Source organism: Tropicimonas sp. IMCC34043 (assembly GCF_003390845.1).
Classification (GTDB): Bacteria; Pseudomonadota; Alphaproteobacteria; order Rhodobacterales; family Rhodobacteraceae; genus Tropicimonas.
This window is the reverse complement of record NZ_QMEK01000001.1, coordinates 786,451-801,968: the sequence shown is the minus strand read 5'-3', so window position 1 is coordinate 801,968 and position 15,518 is coordinate 786,451. Positions and strand designations below refer to the sequence as shown.

Annotated in this window: 17 protein-coding genes; 11 read left to right on the top strand and 6 right to left on the bottom strand. The window is 62.9% G+C overall.

Features of this window, described 5'->3' with window-relative positions:
* Positions 1-4: 4 nt before the first annotated feature.
* Both DQG17_RS03685 and DQG17_RS03680 read right to left on the bottom strand, forming a co-directional pair.
* The gene (locus DQG17_RS03685) at positions 5-853 is read right to left on the bottom strand and encodes a sugar phosphate isomerase/epimerase (RefSeq protein ID WP_116131414.1); all 849 of its coding nucleotides are present in this window, start codon (positions 851-853) and stop codon (positions 5-7) included.
* On the bottom strand, positions 850-1,662 hold the full coding sequence (locus tag DQG17_RS03680) for an NAD(P)-dependent oxidoreductase (RefSeq protein ID WP_116131413.1): 813 nt from the start codon (positions 1,660-1,662) through the stop codon (positions 850-852). The genes DQG17_RS03685 and DQG17_RS03680 overlap by 4 nt, the downstream gene beginning before the upstream one ends.
* A gap of 266 nt (positions 1,663-1,928) precedes the next feature.
* Between DQG17_RS03680 and DQG17_RS03675 the strand changes: the two genes are divergently transcribed.
* From DQG17_RS03675 to DQG17_RS21920, 8 genes are all read left to right on the top strand, one after another.
* Positions 1,929-3,014, top strand: coding sequence for a serine hydrolase (locus DQG17_RS03675; protein ID WP_116131412.1), 1,086 nt, complete (start codon positions 1,929-1,931; stop codon positions 3,012-3,014).
* Between the two features lie 120 nt (positions 3,015-3,134).
* Entirely contained in the window at positions 3,135-3,536 is a 402-nt protein-coding gene (locus DQG17_RS03670) for a Rid family detoxifying hydrolase (protein WP_116131411.1), read from the top strand.
* 124 nt (positions 3,537-3,660) lie between these two features.
* Complete coding sequence (locus DQG17_RS03665) at positions 3,661-4,458, top strand: transporter substrate-binding domain-containing protein (protein ID WP_157973513.1); 798 nt, start codon at positions 3,661-3,663, stop codon at positions 4,456-4,458.
* Between the two features lie 36 nt (positions 4,459-4,494).
* On the top strand, positions 4,495-5,196 hold the full coding sequence (locus DQG17_RS03660; protein ID WP_116131409.1) for an amino acid ABC transporter permease: 702 nt from the start codon (positions 4,495-4,497) through the stop codon (positions 5,194-5,196).
* Positions 5,193-5,969: an amino acid ABC transporter permease gene (locus DQG17_RS03655; RefSeq protein WP_116131408.1), complete on the top strand. Its 777-nt coding sequence runs from the start codon at positions 5,193-5,195 to the stop codon at positions 5,967-5,969. Before DQG17_RS03660 ends, DQG17_RS03655 begins: the two co-directional genes overlap by 4 nt.
* 37 nt (positions 5,970-6,006) lie before the next feature.
* Positions 6,007-6,192 carry an iron-containing alcohol dehydrogenase gene (locus DQG17_RS03650; protein ID WP_116131407.1) on the top strand — a complete coding sequence of 62 codons (186 nt, stop codon included), beginning with the start codon at positions 6,007-6,009 and terminating at the stop codon, positions 6,190-6,192.
* 39 nt (positions 6,193-6,231) lie between these two features.
* On the top strand, positions 6,232-6,549 hold the full coding sequence (locus tag DQG17_RS21925; protein ID WP_232829315.1) for a dioxygenase: 318 nt from the start codon (positions 6,232-6,234) through the stop codon (positions 6,547-6,549).
* A 49-nt stretch (positions 6,550-6,598) separates the two neighbouring features.
* The gene (locus tag DQG17_RS21920) at positions 6,599-7,138 is read left to right on the top strand and encodes a hypothetical protein (RefSeq protein WP_232829314.1); all 540 of its coding nucleotides are present in this window, start codon (positions 6,599-6,601) and stop codon (positions 7,136-7,138) included.
* Between the two features lie 128 nt (positions 7,139-7,266).
* Here DQG17_RS21920 and DQG17_RS03640 read toward each other — a convergent pair whose 3' ends face one another.
* Positions 7,267-7,428: a DUF1127 domain-containing protein gene (locus tag DQG17_RS03640; RefSeq protein WP_116132567.1), complete on the bottom strand. Its 162-nt coding sequence runs from the start codon at positions 7,426-7,428 to the stop codon at positions 7,267-7,269.
* 337 nt (positions 7,429-7,765) lie between these two features.
* Between DQG17_RS03640 and DQG17_RS03635 the strand changes: the two genes are divergently transcribed.
* The 3 genes from DQG17_RS03635 (at position 7,766) to DQG17_RS03625 (ending at position 12,278) form a co-directional block, all read left to right on the top strand.
* Entirely contained in the window at positions 7,766-9,373 is a 1,608-nt protein-coding gene (locus tag DQG17_RS03635; protein ID WP_116132566.1) for a peptide chain release factor 3, read from the top strand.
* A 328-nt stretch (positions 9,374-9,701) separates the two neighbouring features.
* Entirely contained in the window at positions 9,702-10,475 is a 774-nt protein-coding gene (locus DQG17_RS03630) for a VPLPA-CTERM sorting domain-containing protein (RefSeq protein WP_157973512.1), read from the top strand.
* A gap of 276 nt (positions 10,476-10,751) precedes the next feature.
* Positions 10,752-12,278 carry a DEAD/DEAH box helicase gene (locus DQG17_RS03625; protein WP_116131405.1) on the top strand — a complete coding sequence of 509 codons (1,527 nt, stop codon included), beginning with the start codon at positions 10,752-10,754 and terminating at the stop codon, positions 12,276-12,278.
* A 133-nt stretch (positions 12,279-12,411) separates the two neighbouring features.
* Here DQG17_RS03625 and DQG17_RS03620 read toward each other — a convergent pair whose 3' ends face one another.
* The 3 genes from DQG17_RS03620 to DQG17_RS03610 form a co-directional block, all read right to left on the bottom strand.
* Positions 12,412-12,912, bottom strand: a complete 501-nt coding sequence (locus DQG17_RS03620) for a hypothetical protein (RefSeq protein ID WP_157973511.1) — start codon at positions 12,910-12,912, stop codon at positions 12,412-12,414.
* Positions 12,913-13,072: 160 nt separating this feature from the next.
* On the bottom strand, positions 13,073-14,743 hold the full coding sequence (locus tag DQG17_RS03615; protein WP_116132565.1) for a ribonuclease J: 1,671 nt from the start codon (positions 14,741-14,743) through the stop codon (positions 13,073-13,075).
* A complete protein-coding gene (locus DQG17_RS03610) occupies positions 14,733-15,518 on the bottom strand; it encodes a type III pantothenate kinase (protein WP_116131403.1) in 786 nt (261 codons plus the stop codon). The genes DQG17_RS03615 and DQG17_RS03610 overlap by 11 nt, the downstream gene beginning before the upstream one ends.

Below are 15,518 nucleotides of genomic sequence, written 5' to 3'. Positions count from 1 at the left end.
GGGATCAGGCAGTTTCTGCAGATTGCTTGGTGGACAGTCCCGCCAACAGTTCCATGGTCACCGCGCCGGCGCGACGGATCTGCTCGGCCATGGGCGCGTGCGCATGGTTCCGGGTCGGGGCCTCGACGCTGACCGGCAGCTCCGGCGGCAGCGCCGACAAAAGCTCGACCAGCGGCAACCCGCCTTCGCCCGGATAGAGCCTGTGCCCGCGGGCCTCCTCGGCGAAACCGCCGGCGGACGGCGACTGCAGCGGCGCGTCGCACAGGTGCAGATATCCGACCGAAGCCGGGTCGAGTGCCGCCACCTCGGCAATGCTGCCGCCCGAGCGGAACAGATGCAGCGCGTCGATCAGGATCCTTGCGTTCGGTCGGGCCACGGCCGTCCAGACGCGCCGCGCCGAGGCCAGCGTCGCCATCGGGCGAAACGGCATGAATTCGATGCCGACGCTCAGCCCGAATCCGGCAGCCCGGTCGGCAAGCTGGCCAAAGCTGTCGATCATCCGCGGCTCGTCGTCGTCGATGCCCGCGCAGACCATCATCGACGCGCCCATCACGGCGCCAGCCTCGAGCCCCGGCAGCAGCTTTTCAATGTCGAAATCCGGCCAGATCGAGAATGTCTCGACCTCAAAGATGCGGATCCCCGCATCATCCGCTCTGGTCCTGAGCGCCCTCGCCCGACCGGGATCGCCCGCGACCGGCCAGCGATCTGCGGTATGGGCAGGCGGGTTGATCCGCAAACCGACAGCGTTGAAGCCCGCGGCGGCGGCATGGTCGATGAAATCCTCGGGCGACGCCTCGAGCGCCGTCAGATGCGAGACCGATACGATCCTGCTTTCCGCCTGCCCCGCCATCATGTTCCCGAACGCTCCGGGTCGCCGGAATATTCAAGCGAACAGAGCTTGGCGCCCATGAAGCGATCCGAGATCGGGTCGCTGTAGGCCGTCTTTTGCGATTCGGCCGCCTCGGCGGCAAAATCCTCGGCACGCCCGATCGGTGCATAGCCGAGTTCGCCGGCGCGCCTGTTGTCGTACCAGGACCGTTCGTTATGCGAGACCCCATAGACGATGTCGTAGTGAATGTCGGGATGCTCAAGGCCGATGCACATCAGCTGCGCCAGATCTTCGGGATGTATCCACAGGGCCAGCCGCCGCAAATCCTCGGGCTGGTCCGCGACCCGGCCGATCCGGATGCAAAGCGACCTGAGGCCATGCTTGTCGGCATAAAGCGCCGCCAGCGATTCGCCGAATGCCTTGGTGACGCCATAGCGGCTGCTCGGGCGCAGCGGAACGTCGACACCAAAACGTCGGTCGCGCGGATAGAACCCCACCACCTGGTTGGTCGAGGCAAACACCATGCGCCTGACCCCAGCCAGCCGGGCCGCCTCGAACACGTTGTAAGTGCCGATGATATTGGCCTCGAGCATCTTGTCCCATTCGTATTCGAACGGCAGCCCGCCAAGGTGGATAATGCCATCGCAGCCGTCGACGGCGCGCATCACCGCCTCGCTGTTCGACAGGTCGGCCTCGACAAAGGTTTCGCCAGGCAACAGGTCGGCTGGCTCCCGGATGTCGGACAGCACCAATGTCGGGAACCGTCCGGCCAGGATGCGTCTGAGGCGCGTCCCGACACCACCTGCCGCGCCAGTCAAAAGAACACGCTTCAAGACAGTTGCCCTCCACCAGGATTTCGTCGCGCCAGTCTGCGCCAGTTGGATCCTGCTCGCACATCGTCCGTATTGTTTCAAGAAATTATTTTTTGTTTCAGAAACAAAATTTGGATGAAACCACTCCTTCTTTCCATATTTTATAGGGATATAGGCGAAAAATTCGCTCGCATGGATGAAAATACAATGGAATTTTCTTGAAACGTTCCGAGAAGCGAGCTAGTCCCTTCCGCACGCCGGGAACGCGGCGTGCCGAGGGGGGATCAATGGACCAAAACGCAGCGTCGGCCGCATGGACACGGCGGCCCAGCCCGAAAATGGACGCGGTGGTCGCCGAGATCGGCTGCTGGGAGACTTCGGTGCCCCGCGATCTTGCAGCTTTCAAGCTGAGCGAAAACCGGGACGAGTATCAGGAGGGGCCGCATGCCGCCCTGATCGGACCGCTGCCCGAACGTGGCCCCGCGACGGGGCTCGTGGTGCAGGGGCAGGCGATCCTCGGACAATGGGGTAGGCCCGAACGTGCCGACATCGCCTTCAGTGTCACCAAGACCTGCCTTGCGACCCTCGCCGGCATCGCCCTCGGCGAGGGACTGATCCCTGCCCTCGATGCGCCGGTTTCGCAGACCGTCAAGGCGGCAGAGTTTTCCGGCGCTCCAAATAACAGCATCACCTGGCGTCATCTCCTGACGCTGACCAGCGAGTGGAAGGGAAGCCTCTGGGGCATCCCCGACAGCATCGACTTCAACCGCGCTGTCCCGAAGCGCCCCGACTCGCTTGCCAAGGGCACGCCGCGCGAACGTCAGGCTCCGGGGCGATACTGGGAATTCAACGATGTCCGGGTGAACGTGCTGGCGCTGGCGTTGACCCATGTCTTCGGCGACTCGCTTGAGACCGTGTTGCGGCAGCGGGTGATGGATCCTATCGGCGCCAGTTCCGACTGGCAATGGAACGGCTACAACGGCGCCGAGATCGAACTTGCGGGCCGCACCGTAACCGTGGTCGCGGGAGGCGCGCATTGGGGCGGCGGGATGATCGTCTCGGCGCTCGATCTGGCACGGCTCGGACAGCTGCAACTCAACCGCGGGCTATGGGACGGCAAAAGGCTGGTGCCCGAACTCTGGTTCGACGCAATGCGCGCACCCGGCTGGACCAACCCCGATTTCGGATTGATGTGGTGGAACAACCATGGCGGAACGATCCCTGCCCTGTCGCCGCAGGCTATATGGGGATCGGGCATCGCCAACTTCATCGCCATCGATCCCGGCCACGATCTGATCGTCGTGCTGCGCTGGTACGACGTGCCGCGCCGCGACGAGATGCTTGGCAGGATCGTTGCGGCCCTGCCCGGCTGATGTCCGGTTTTCTTGAACCATCGCGCCCTCGACGGTGTCCGCAGGGTTTGATCTGGCTGGCCGCAGGGCGCGCAGCGCCCTCAACCCTCCACTCCGCAAAGTCCTGAAAGGCCGTTCAAAGTGATCACGCCAAAGACCATCGTGACAGACAAGGCCCCCGCGTTGATCGGGCCCTATTCGCTGGCCCGTGTCCATCAGGGGGTCGCCTATCTGTCGGGACAATTGCCGATCGACCCCGCGACGGGCGCGCTTATCTCTGACGACGTGGTCGAGCAGACCGCCCAGTGTCTGAACAACCTCAACGCCATCGTCGAGGCCGCCGGGGCGACCCGCGACCAGATCCTTCGGGTGACCATGATGGTGACCGGTTTCGACCGCATGCAAGAGGTCAACGCGGTCTATGCGGATTTCTTCCGTGCCCCATACCCGGCCCGGGCGACATTTCAGGTAGCGGGCCTGCCAATGGCGGCAAGGATCGAAATGGATGCCGTCGTCGCCCTTGCCGGCGAGCGCGACGGGTAACCCGCCGGCCTGCCCCAAAACATCGGTCAGAGGTGACTGCACGACCCAAGACACGAGACGACATCTGAACAAACAGACAATAAGAGGAGGAGTTGTGATGTTTGGTGCTGGGAATTTTCGGGGCATGGTCCTTGCGGCAGCGGCTGCCGGGGTCGGCCTTTTCATGGTCCTTCCGGCCACGGCCGGAACACTTGACGAGGTGAAGGCCCGCGGCAAGTTGATCTGCGGCACACAAGGCACCTCGCCCCGCTACAGTTTCGAGGACCCGCTGAGCCGGAAGCTTGTCGGCTACGAAGTCGATCTCTGCGCCGGGCTCGCCAAGAGCATCGGCGTCGATGTCGAGTACAAGGTCGTCTCGTCGCGCAACCGGATCCCGGAACTGCAACAGGGCCGCGTCGACCTGCTGGCCGCCCTGATCACCTACTCGGAGGAGCGCAACGAAATCCTCGCGTTCAGCAATGCCTATTTCGTGGAACCGTTTGTGATCGCGGTGCGCAACGACTCCGGCATCACGGACTTCTCCGGCCTGACCAGCGCCCGGATCGGCGGTGTGAAGGGCTCGCTTCTCGAACCGGTGATCGCGTCGAAGTTTCCCGATGCGACGCAGATTTCGTTCGACGCGCCTGACCAGGAATACCTCGCCTTCGAGCAAGGCAAGGTGGTCGCCATGGCGGGCCGAAAGGGCAACCTGCGCGAGTTGCAGCTGAAGATCGGCGAAGATCAGATGACGCTCTTGCCGGAGCCGCTGTTTTCGGCCGCGGTCGGCTTTGCCTTCCGCAAGGACAGCGACGATCTGGTCGCGGCGGCCAATGCCTATCTTGCCGAGGCAGGCGCGTCGGGCGATGGCGCGAAGCTGTACGAGACCTACTTCGGCGATCTTGGTACCGAGCCCGGCTTTACCCTGGGCGATCCGATCAAATAATCGAACGGTGCGGACGAGAAGCGAGGAAACCCTGTTGTGAACTACCAATTCGACTTCTCGTCCGTACTGACCGGAGTCTACGGAAGCTACTTCCTGACCGGCGTGAGGACCACGTTCCTTCTGTTCGTGATCTGCTGGTTCCTGGCCTTCGCTCTGGGAATAGTGCTTGTGACGCTGGGACGGATCAAGTTCTGGCCGTTGAACTTTCTGGTGCGCTTCTATGTCGAGTACCATCGAAACGTGCCGCTGCTGGTGCAGCTTCTGTTCTGGTACTTCGCCATTCCGCAGATCTTCCCCTCGGTGATCACCGACTGGATCAACCTCAGGAATTCGGAGTTCGTTTATGCGATGATCGCGCTGTCGCTCTATTCCTCAAGCTACATCTCCGAGAATATCCGCAGCGGACTTCGGGCGATCCCGCCAGTGCAGTTCGAGGCAGCCGAGGCGATGGGTTTCAGCCAGTTCGGGACGATGATCTGGATCATCATTCCGCAGGCCTGGCGCCATGCGCTGCCGGCGCTGATCGGCGACTCGATCGGGTTGTTCAAGGGGACCGCCATTGCCAGCGTCATCGGCGTGGCCGAGTTGACCTATCAGACCGAGCAGATCGAAAGCGCGACGTTCCGCGTGTTCGAAGTCTTCACATTGGCCAGTCTGGTCTATCTGTCCGTGACGATCCCGATGATGATCCTGGGCGATTATGCCGGCCGGCGCTTTGCAATCAGGTCGTCACGATGATCGATATCATCCAGAAATTCTGGTCCTATCTCCTGATGGGGAGCTTCCCCGAAGGCCCGATCGGCGGACTGGCCATGACGATCATGATCTCGGTCGTCAGCCTGATCCTGGCGATTCCGGTCTCCCTGCTCATCGCGCTCTGCCGCACCTCGCGACACAAGGGGCTCATCTGGTTCGCCACGATCTATGTCTATGCGATGCGCGGACTGCCGCTGCTGTTCCTGCTGCTCTGGGTGTACCTGCTGGTGCCGCTGATCGTCGGGGCGCCGATCTCGCCGTTCTGGTCGGTGGTCATTGCCATCGTCGTCTATCAGGGCGCCTATCTGTCCGAGGTGATCCGCGGCGGCATCTTGGCCTTGCCGACCGGGCAAACCGACGCCGCATTGTCGCTGGGTCTGTCGCGCCGCCTGATCGTCTGGAAGGTGATCCTGCCGCAGGCGATCTACAACGTGGTGCCGGGGATCGTGAACCAGTTCACGATCATCGTTAAGGAATCGTCCCTTGGCTATGTCATCGCACTTGGCGAACTGACCTATGTTGCCGGCCGTGTGAACGCGCTGCTGATGACCGAGGCCCTGTCGGTCTATGCGATCCTGGCGCTGATCTACTTTATCCTCTGCTTCTCGTTGTCCCGGCTCGTTGCGCTGCTCGAACGGCGGATCCGGCTGCGGCGGACGCGTGACGCCGATCCGCTGCCAATTCCAAGCGAGGACAGCGTTGTCTTTGTCGAGAAAGATCGCCCCGACCCGCGCATCACGCCGAACTCGGCCTGAGCGCCGCACCACAGCGCATATGATGGAGGAGCAATAGATGGCCCACCTGGTGGAGAGCTTCACGCTGACAGTTCAGCCGGCACGAATTGTCTTTGGCGTCGGCACCCTGGCGCGGTTACCCGAGGAGCTGTCCCGGATGGGGGCAAGGCGGGTGCTGGTTCTGTCCTCGCCGTTTCAGACCGAACAGGCCGGGGCCGTGGCAGCCATGCTTGGGCCGCAATAGGATCGGCCGCCGGCAAATCTGGATCGAGGGCAAGGACACATGAACATCAGGTATTTCACGGAAGAAAAATCGGTCGAGGTGGTGAATTCCCGCATTGGTCCCGATGCAAGCCCGCGTATGGCCGAGGTCATGGCCTCGCTGGTCCGCCATCTGCACGCCTTTGCCAAGGAGACCGGGTTGACGCAGCAGGAATGGGATCTCGGCATCGAGTTCCTGACGCAGACCGGCAAGACGTGCAGCGACGAACGGCAGGAGTTCATTCTGCTTTCGGACGTACTTGGTCTTTCGATGCTGGTCGATGCGCTCGACACCCCCCGCTTTCCGGGTGCGACACCCCCGCTCCCCGGGTGCGACTGAGAATGCGGTTCTCGGGCCGTTCCACGTCGAAAAAGCCCCGCTGCGGGCAATGGGCGACACCATTACCCTCGATGGAAAAGGCGAAAGCTGCCTGTTCGAAGGCCGGGTCCTCGACCCAACCGGGGTGGCAATCGCCGATGCACGGGTGGAAGTCTGGTCTGACAATGCCGAGGGGTATTACGATGTTCAGCAGCCCGGCCGTCAGCCCAGATGGAACAACCGCGGCACTTTTCTGACGGACAAGGACGGGGCGTATGCCTTTGTCGGCATCAAGCCCACCTCGTACCCGATCCCGGACGATGGCCCGGTCGGCAGGATGCTGGACGCATTGGATCGTCATCCCTATCGCCCGGCGCATATGCATTTCCTGGTGACCGCGCCGGGATTTCAGAAACTGGTCACTCACACCTTCGTGGACGGCGACCAATATCTCGAATCTGATGCCGTTTTCGGTGTGAAAGCCTCGTTGGTCGCCCGGGTCGAGCCATCCCCCGGGGATGTGACCCAATGGCGTTCCCATTTCGACTTCATCCTCGATCCGGCGATCCAAAGTCAGGGAGCGGTGCATACCCGAAAATGCGGGCCATGATAAACGGGATCAGAAAACGGGGGCCACGAACGACAATGGGCAGGCGCGCGGGCCTGCCCATTAGACTTGGTTGATCGGGTCCGGTGTCCAAGGCGCCGGCACGCCGCCTGTGCGGGCCGTCATGCCCGTCAGGCGCCGTAGACGGCGCGATAGGCGATATTGGCAACGTCGTCACGGTTGATGCCAAGGTCGCGGGCCACGCCATTCGACATGCTGCGCAGTTCACGGATCGTGCGGGCATAATGGGCGCGTTTGGCGGCGAAGCTGCGGATCGTTTCGAAGAAGGTCATCTTTATCTCCATATGGTCGGTTGTGTGTTTCGTTTCCGACACCAGATAGATGGACCCTATGTTAGCGCTAAACAATCGCCGAACCGGCCAACCCGCCATGCACGGAATGCAATGCTTCGACACCAGTGAACCAGTCGCCGGCCGGCCCTGCGCTTTCACCACGCTGCAGAAGTGCTATGGCGCGAAACAGCCGGTCCCTGATCGCCGCACCGTCCCGTCTATGGCATACCGGGCCGCGCTGCCTTTGGCCGAGGTCAGGGTGTGCCCCGGCCTCGCGGACAACGGCCCCGACCCGATGGCGATTGCCCCCGCCCCGGCCCGTCGCTATATCGCGGCCATGCCCGACCGTGACACCAACCGCCCCGAATTGCCGCCCGAAATTGCCCGCCGCCGGACCTTTGCGATCATTTCGCATCCCGACGCCGGCAAGACCACGCTGACCGAAAAGTTCCTGCTGTTCGGCGGCGCGATCCAGATGGCCGGACAGGTCCGCGCGAAGGGCGAGGCGCGGCGCACCCGGTCGGATTTCATGCAGATGGAAAAGGACCGCGGGATCTCGGTCTCGGCCTCCGCGATGTCTTTCGATTACAATTCGTTCCGCTTCAATCTGGTCGACACGCCGGGCCACTCGGATTTTTCCGAAGACACCTATCGCACGCTGACCGCGGTCGATGCGGCGGTCATGGTGATCGATGGCGCCAAGGGGGTCGAAAGCCAGACCCGCAAGCTGTTCGAGGTCTGCCGCCTGCGCGACCTGCCGATCCTGACCTTCTGCAACAAGATGGACCGCGAAAGCCGCGATACCTTCGATATCATCGACGAGATCCAGGAGAACCTCGCCATCGACGTCACTCCGGCCTCCTGGCCGATCGGGCGCGGGCAGGATTTCATCGGCTGCTACGACATCCTGCGCGACCGGCTGGAACTGATGGACCGCGCCGACCGCAACCGGATCTCGGCCAGCATCCAGATCGACGGGCTCGACGACCCGAAGCTGAGCGAACATGTTCCCTTGCAGTTGCTGGAGCAGCTTCAGGAAGAGCTTGAGATGGCGCGCGAGCTTCTGCCCGCGCTCGACCCGCAATCGGTGCTCGAGGGCCACATGACGCCGATCTGGTTCGGCTCGGCGATCAACTCCTTCGGGGTGAAGGAACTGATGGACGGTATCGGCCGGTATGGCCCCGAGCCGCAGATCCAGCGCGCCGAACCGCGGCAGATTTCCCCCGAAGAAACAGCTGTTTCCGGCTTTGTCTTCAAGGTTCAGGCGAACATGGATCCAAAGCACCGAGACCGCGTTGCCTTTGTCCGCATGGCCTCGGGACACTTCCGGCGCGGGATGAAGCTCATGCATGTCCGCTCGAAGAAGCCGATGGCTGTCACCAACCCGGTGCTGTTCCTCGCCGCCGACCGCGAACTGGCCGAAGAGGCCTGGGCCGGCGACATCATCGGCATCCCGAACCACGGCCAACTGCGCATCGGCGACACCCTGACCGAGGGCGAGGCATTGCGGGTCACCGGCATCCCCTCGTTTGCGCCCGAATTGCTGCGCACCTGCCGCGCGGGCGACCCGATGAAAGCCAAGCATCTCGACAAGGCCCTGATGCAGTTCGCCGAGGAAGGCGCCGCCAAGGTCTTCAAGCCGGCGATCGGCTCGGGCTTTATCGTCGGTGTCGTCGGCGCACTGCAATTCGAGGTTCTGGCCAGCCGGATCGAGCTGGAATACGGCCTGCCCGTCCGGTTCGAACCCTCCCAGTTCACATCTGCGCGCTGGGTCCACGGCGCCGAAGACGCGGTCGAGGCCTTCGTCAAGGAAAACAGGGGCCATATGGCGCACGACAACGATGGCGATCTGGTCTACCTGACCCGGCTGCAATGGGACATCGACCGCATCGAACGCGATCACCCAAAGGTCCGGCTGTCGGCCACCAAGGAAATGATGGTCTGACCGCATGGTCTGACCGCGCCCGATCCGGAGCCGCCAGAGAGCTTAAGTCCACCGCTGTTCGGCCCGGCTCCGCCAGGAACATGCGAAACGAACCGCTTTCATTGACATTTTCAACGGTCTCGCCTGAGACAACAAACTTAAAGAACCCCTTAACACGGAATATTGATAAATTTTCCCGGTTCGGCAATTATCTGCCGAGGGAGCCAATTGATTCCCGAAAACTGACTTTTTGAAGCTAATCAAGGTAATAGACATGCGAAAAATGCTCCTTATGAGTGCTGCCGTTTTCTGTACGGCGGCGGGAACATCATCTACCTGGGCCGCAACTGTGCTTTTGACACAATTCGACTATGGCCCGTCCGGCTATTCCGACATCAAGACCGCTTTGGAGGCCAAAGGGCACACGGTCGATATCGTTAACGGCAAAACCGGAGGGTCGATCGCGACCGCGCTCACCTCCAGTAGTTACGACTTGCTCTTCTTCTACGATCTTACCTCTACGCGCTATGTGAACGATGCCGACATTTCGGCAATCGGCACGTTCTTTTCCAGTCATCAGAATATCGTTCAGGATGCGCGGTCCTATGGCTATAATTTCCAAGGCTCGAACGCGTCCGAAGTGGCGCTGATCCAGAATGTCGCCGAACAGCTCGATGTCCACGGCGGCGGCCTTTGGGTCGGCACCGACCATGCTCCTGGCTGGACGCAGAACGCAAACCCGGTGCTGACCGAGCTTGGGTTCAACCCGATCAGCGGCATGCACAGCCAGGCCGTCAACAGCTATGATCCGGCATCGGTTCTGCTTGACGGGGTTGTGGCGAGCGAGCTTTGGGCGGCCGGCCAGTCGGTGGGCCATGTCTCGCTCGGCATCCAGCCCAACGGGCTCGACATGCGGTTCCACTTCGGCCATTCCTCGCCGACTTCGGGCGCTATCCCCTACATTTCGGCCAGCTTTGGCAATTTCGTCGCCCCCGACGAGAATGTCGATCACACCGATCCCGACCCGGTCAGCGCGGTGCCGCTGCCGGCGGCAGCCTGGCTTTTGCTGGGCGGATTCGGGGCCATGGCCGGTCTGAACCGCCGCCGCTCGAAATCGGGCTGAACCCTGGCGACAGGTCGCAAAGCGGAACAGGCGTCGGTGGCGCCTGTTTTTTTTCATTCCACGCGGACATCCGCGCCGGGTGACGGCCGAAAAGGTCGGTCAACAATGCCCCAAACCGCAGGTCTGCCGCGACTTTTTGCGGCTTTGGTTGACGCCTTGGGTGGCCTGCGGTAAACGGCATCTGTCCGCGAACCGCGCGGGCCCGAGCCGTCGGGGCGTCGATCTGATGCGTCCCACCTACTGCAATCCTGACCGGGTTGCCAAAACTGGACGCATATGACCAACTTTTCCGAACTGAATCTGGACCCCAAGGTCCTGCAAGCCATCGAAGAAACGGGGTACCTGACCCCGACACCGATTCAGGCGCAGGCGATTCCGCCCGCCCTTCTTGGCAAGGATGTGCTTGGCATCGCCCAGACCGGCACCGGAAAGACCGCAAGTTTCACCCTGCCCATGGTAACGCTGCTCAGCAAGGGCCGCGCCCGGGCACGGATGCCGCGCAGCCTTGTGCTGGCGCCGACTCGCGAGCTTGCCGCCCAGGTCGCCGAGAACTTCGACACCTATTCCAAATACACCAAGCTGACAAAGGCGCTGCTGATCGGCGGGGTCTCGTTCAACGAACAGGACAAGCTGATCGACCGTGGCGTCGATGTTCTGATCGCAACGCCCGGCCGTCTGCTCGACCATTTCGAACGTGGCAAGCTGCTTCTGACCGGCGTGCAGATCATGGTGGTGGACGAGGCTGACCGGATGCTCGACATGGGCTTCATCCCGGACATCGAGCGGATCTTCCAGCTGACCCCGTTCACCCGGCAGACCCTGTTCTTCTCGGCCACCATGCCGCCCGAGATCGAACGCCTGACCAACACCTTCCTGAACGCGCCGGTAAAGATCGAAGTGGCGCGCCAGGCGACGACCTCCGAGACGATCTCGCAGCGGCTGGTGCATTTCCGTCCGTCGCGCAAGGATCGCACAGCCAGCGAAAAGCGCACCATGCTGCGGGCGCTGATCGAAGCCGAGGGCGACGCCTTCCGCAATGCGATCATCTTCTGCAACCGCAAGGTCGAGGTCGATGTCGTCGCGAAGTCGCTGAAGAAATACGGCTATAACGCCGAGCCGATCCACGGCGATCTCGACCAGTCGCATCGCACGCGCACGCTCGACGGGTTCCGCGACGGTTCGATCACCTTCCTTGTCGCGTCCGACGTCGCAGCCCGCGGGCTCGACATCCCGAATGTCAGCCACATCTTCAACTTCGACGTGCCAACCCACGCCGAAGACTATGTCCACCGCATCGGCCGCACCGGGCGCGCCGGAAAGACTGGCATCACCTACATGCTCGCCACGCCTGCAGACGACAAGTATCTGGCCGCAATCGAGGATCTGGTGAAGCAGCCGATCCCCCGGGTCGAGGCCCCCGCCGGCATGCCAGAAAACAGCCGGAAAGAGCCGAGCCGCCCCGAGCCAGAGACCGAACGCGAACCGACACGCCGCCGAAATCCGCGCAAGGTAAGGTCTTCGTCGGCACCGGCGGCAGAGGCACAGGCTGCCGAGGCCCCCGTCGTCGCAGCCCCCGTGGCGCAAGCGCCGGTTGCCGAAGTCAATGTCGTGGCGGCCCCTGCCGAAGTCGCTGAAAGGCCGGAACGGCCCGAGCGGAGACAATCGCGCCGCAGCTCCAGCCGAACTGGCCGAGGCGAGGCGCGCGATGGCGGCCGTGATGGCGGTGGTCCGGTTGTCGGCATGGGCGATCACGTCCCCGACTTCCTGCTCCGCTCCTTCGCGGCCGACCCGAAGGAAGTCTGACAGCCAGACGGCGCCGTCAAAGACAAATGAGGCCGCCCGGAACCTTTGCCAAAGGTTCCGGGCGGCCTCATTTTTGACGACAGGACTTCGGGCATCGCAACGCGCCACGGCGCCCGGCGCAGCGTGCCCCGGGTCAGACCGTCGGCGCCGCCAGTGCGACAGCCAGATCCACCAGAGTCTTGCGTTCTGCCTCTGACACCCGCTCACCGCCGATGCCAAGAAATCCGACTTCGGAGGCGGCCTCTGCGACCCGCGCGGCCGTTGCGTGCAGCCATTCCGCAAAGGCTGGTGCCTCGCCTGGGGCCTTCTGGCGCACCAGCGCCATGATCTCGGCAAGCCTCGCAATGGCCGCCGCACAGGCCTCGGCCGGCGCCTTGCCCTTGACCAGCGAGCGCAAACCATGGGTCGTCATCGACCGGCCGTCGCTGGTCCCGTAGGCCGCGACAACCTCGGCAATCAGAGATCCGTCGGCCGCGGCATCAAGACCCGATTTCAGCGAATGCGCCAACGCCGCACTTTCCCGTACCGCGCCGATCAGACCACCGGGATCTGCCGCCGTGATCGCCAGCCCCGCCAGCATGGGCGCCTGCAGAACGTCCGGCCAATCCGCGCCAAATGTTTCCTCGAATGCCATCTCATATCTCCCGGCCTTGCGCGGCGCGCGCCACATCCCTGCCCCGCCGCGGTGTCGAGCAAGCCTAGCATCAGGCTGCAGCGCCAACCACGGCGGATTTCGGCTTTGGTCAGACGAGGTTCCGGCCCGTCCGCTGGCCCCGGTTCCCCGGATCCGTCCGTCATGCGAGCCGCGAGATCACCACCGTCACTTCGGGCTTCTTGCCGATCTCCTCGACCGCAACCTGCCGCACGACCCGGCGCAGCGAGGTCTCGAGCTTCTCGTCGTCCCTCAGCACCTTCGCCCCGGCCCGCGCCATGAATTCCGCAGTTTCGGTCTCGATCATCTCAACGAGTGCCGTGCCGGTCCGACCCTTTTCGGCCAGGCCGCGGATCTCGGCCCAGGGATCGCCCAAGGGTTCGTCCTTTTCGTCGAAGATCACGTTCAGCATGACGAGCCCGTTCAGCGCCATCCGGATCCGGTCGCGAACCACCCCGCCGAGGGCCCCGATCTTGCGCGTGCCGTCCAGATAGACCCGGCCCGTCTCGATCCGGTCGACAACGACCGGGCGATCGCCGGTCAGATCGAGCATCGTGCCGTTGACCGCCACCATCGAGGCGATCCCCTTTGCCTCGCCGGCCTCGGCATGACGCCGCAACATGCGGTGTTCGCCATGCATCGGGATCAGCATCCGAGGCCGCATCAGATCGTGCACCGCCTCAAGGTCGGGGCGGTTTGCGTGACCCGAAACGTGATAGAGCCCGTAGTTGTCGTCGACCACATCGACGCCTCTTTCGGAAAAGGCATTCAGGATCTTCAGCACCGCGCGTTCGTTGCCCGGGATGGTCTTTGACGAAAACAGAAAGGTGTCGCCAGCGGCGAGTTCCAACCCAAGGTATTTGCCGCGGGAAAACTGCGCTGTCGCGGCGCGGCGTTCGCCCTGGCTGCCGGTGACGATCAGCATCACATGCTCGCGCGGCAGCTGTTCGGCTTCCTCGTGATTGATCATCGTCGGGAAATCGGTCAGCACGCCGGTCTCGATCGCCGCCGCCACCATCCGCTGCATCGCGCGGCCGAGCAGACAGACCGACCGACCGGCATCGCGCCCGGCTTCGGCCAGGGTCTTCACCCGGGCAACGTTCGAGGCGAAAGTCGTCGATATCACCATGCCCTTGGAGCTGGCGACAAGGGCGCGGATATTGTCGCTCAGCGTCGATTCAGACCGGCCCGGGGTTTCGACGAAGATATTGGTGCTGTCGCACACCAGCGCCCGGACACCGTCGCCGGCAACGCTGTGCCAAAGTTCGGCATCGAAGGGCTCGCCCACCCCCGGCGCACCGTCGAGCTTGAAATCGCCCGTATGGACGATCCGGCCCGCCGGCGTGTCGATCACCAACCCCGAGCTTTCGGGGATCGAATGCGACACCGGCAGGAAGCCGATCCTGAACGGCCCGGCCTCGGTCACTTCGGGCCAGGCACCGACCACACAGATCTGTTCGGGGTCAGCGCCATGTTCGTCCATCTTGCGCGCGGCCAGATTGCCGGTGAACTTCCGGCAATAGACCGGCACCCGCAGGTCGTTCCAGAAATGCCCGAGCGCACCAATGTGATCCTCGTGACCATGGGTGATGACGATCGCCTCCAGCCGGTCGGCGCGTTCAATCAGCCACGAAATATCGGGGAAAATCAGGTCGACGCCGGGGGTTGTGTCCATGTCGGGGAAGGTCACGCCCAGATCGACCAGGATCAGGCGTTCCTTCCCCGGTTTGCCATACCCATAGACATAGGCGTTCATCCCCACTTCACCGGCCCCGCCGAGGGGGAGATAGATCAGCCGTGCTTCATCGCTCATCCGCATTATTTTCCTTGTTGTAGCGATGGATGACCGTCAGGCCGTGCATCGTCAGATCGTCTTCAATTAGGTCGAACAGTACATCGCCCTGTGAGAAAAGCGGCGCAAGCCCTCCGGTGCCAATGATTTTCATCGGCCGGCCCCGTTCGGTGAGAATGCGCGAGCAGATCCCCTGCACCAGTCCGACATAGCCCCAGAATACACCCGACTGCATGCAGGCGATGGTATTTGTACCGATCACCTGCGCGGGCTTGGTCACATCGACGTGCGGCAGCGCCGCTGCGGCCAGATGCAACGCCTCGAGACTCAGATTTACCCCCGGCGCAATCACCCCGCCGATATAGGCGCCGTCCACATCCACCACGTCGAAATTCGTTGCCGTGCCAAAGTCTACCACAATCACGTCGCCGCCGTGGCGATCAAAGGCGCCGACGGTATTGGCCAGCCGGTCCGGCCCGACCTGCACGCCGGGATCGACCCGGGGTGGCCTCGGCAGCAGACATTCGGGTTTGCCCACCACCAGCGGCCGGCAATTGAAATAGCGATCGGCCAGCACCCGCAGGTTGAATACCACCCGCGGCGCGGTCGACGAGATGATGACCTCGTCGATGTCGACCGGGATGCGCGCATGGGCCATCAGGGTCGAGAACCAGACGAAGTACTGGTCGGCCGTCCGCTGGTGCTCGGTCGCGGTGCGCAAGGTGGTCAGGAATTTCTCGCCGTCCCAGACAGAGAAGACAGTGTTGGTATTGCCGGTGTCGATGCACAAAAGCAT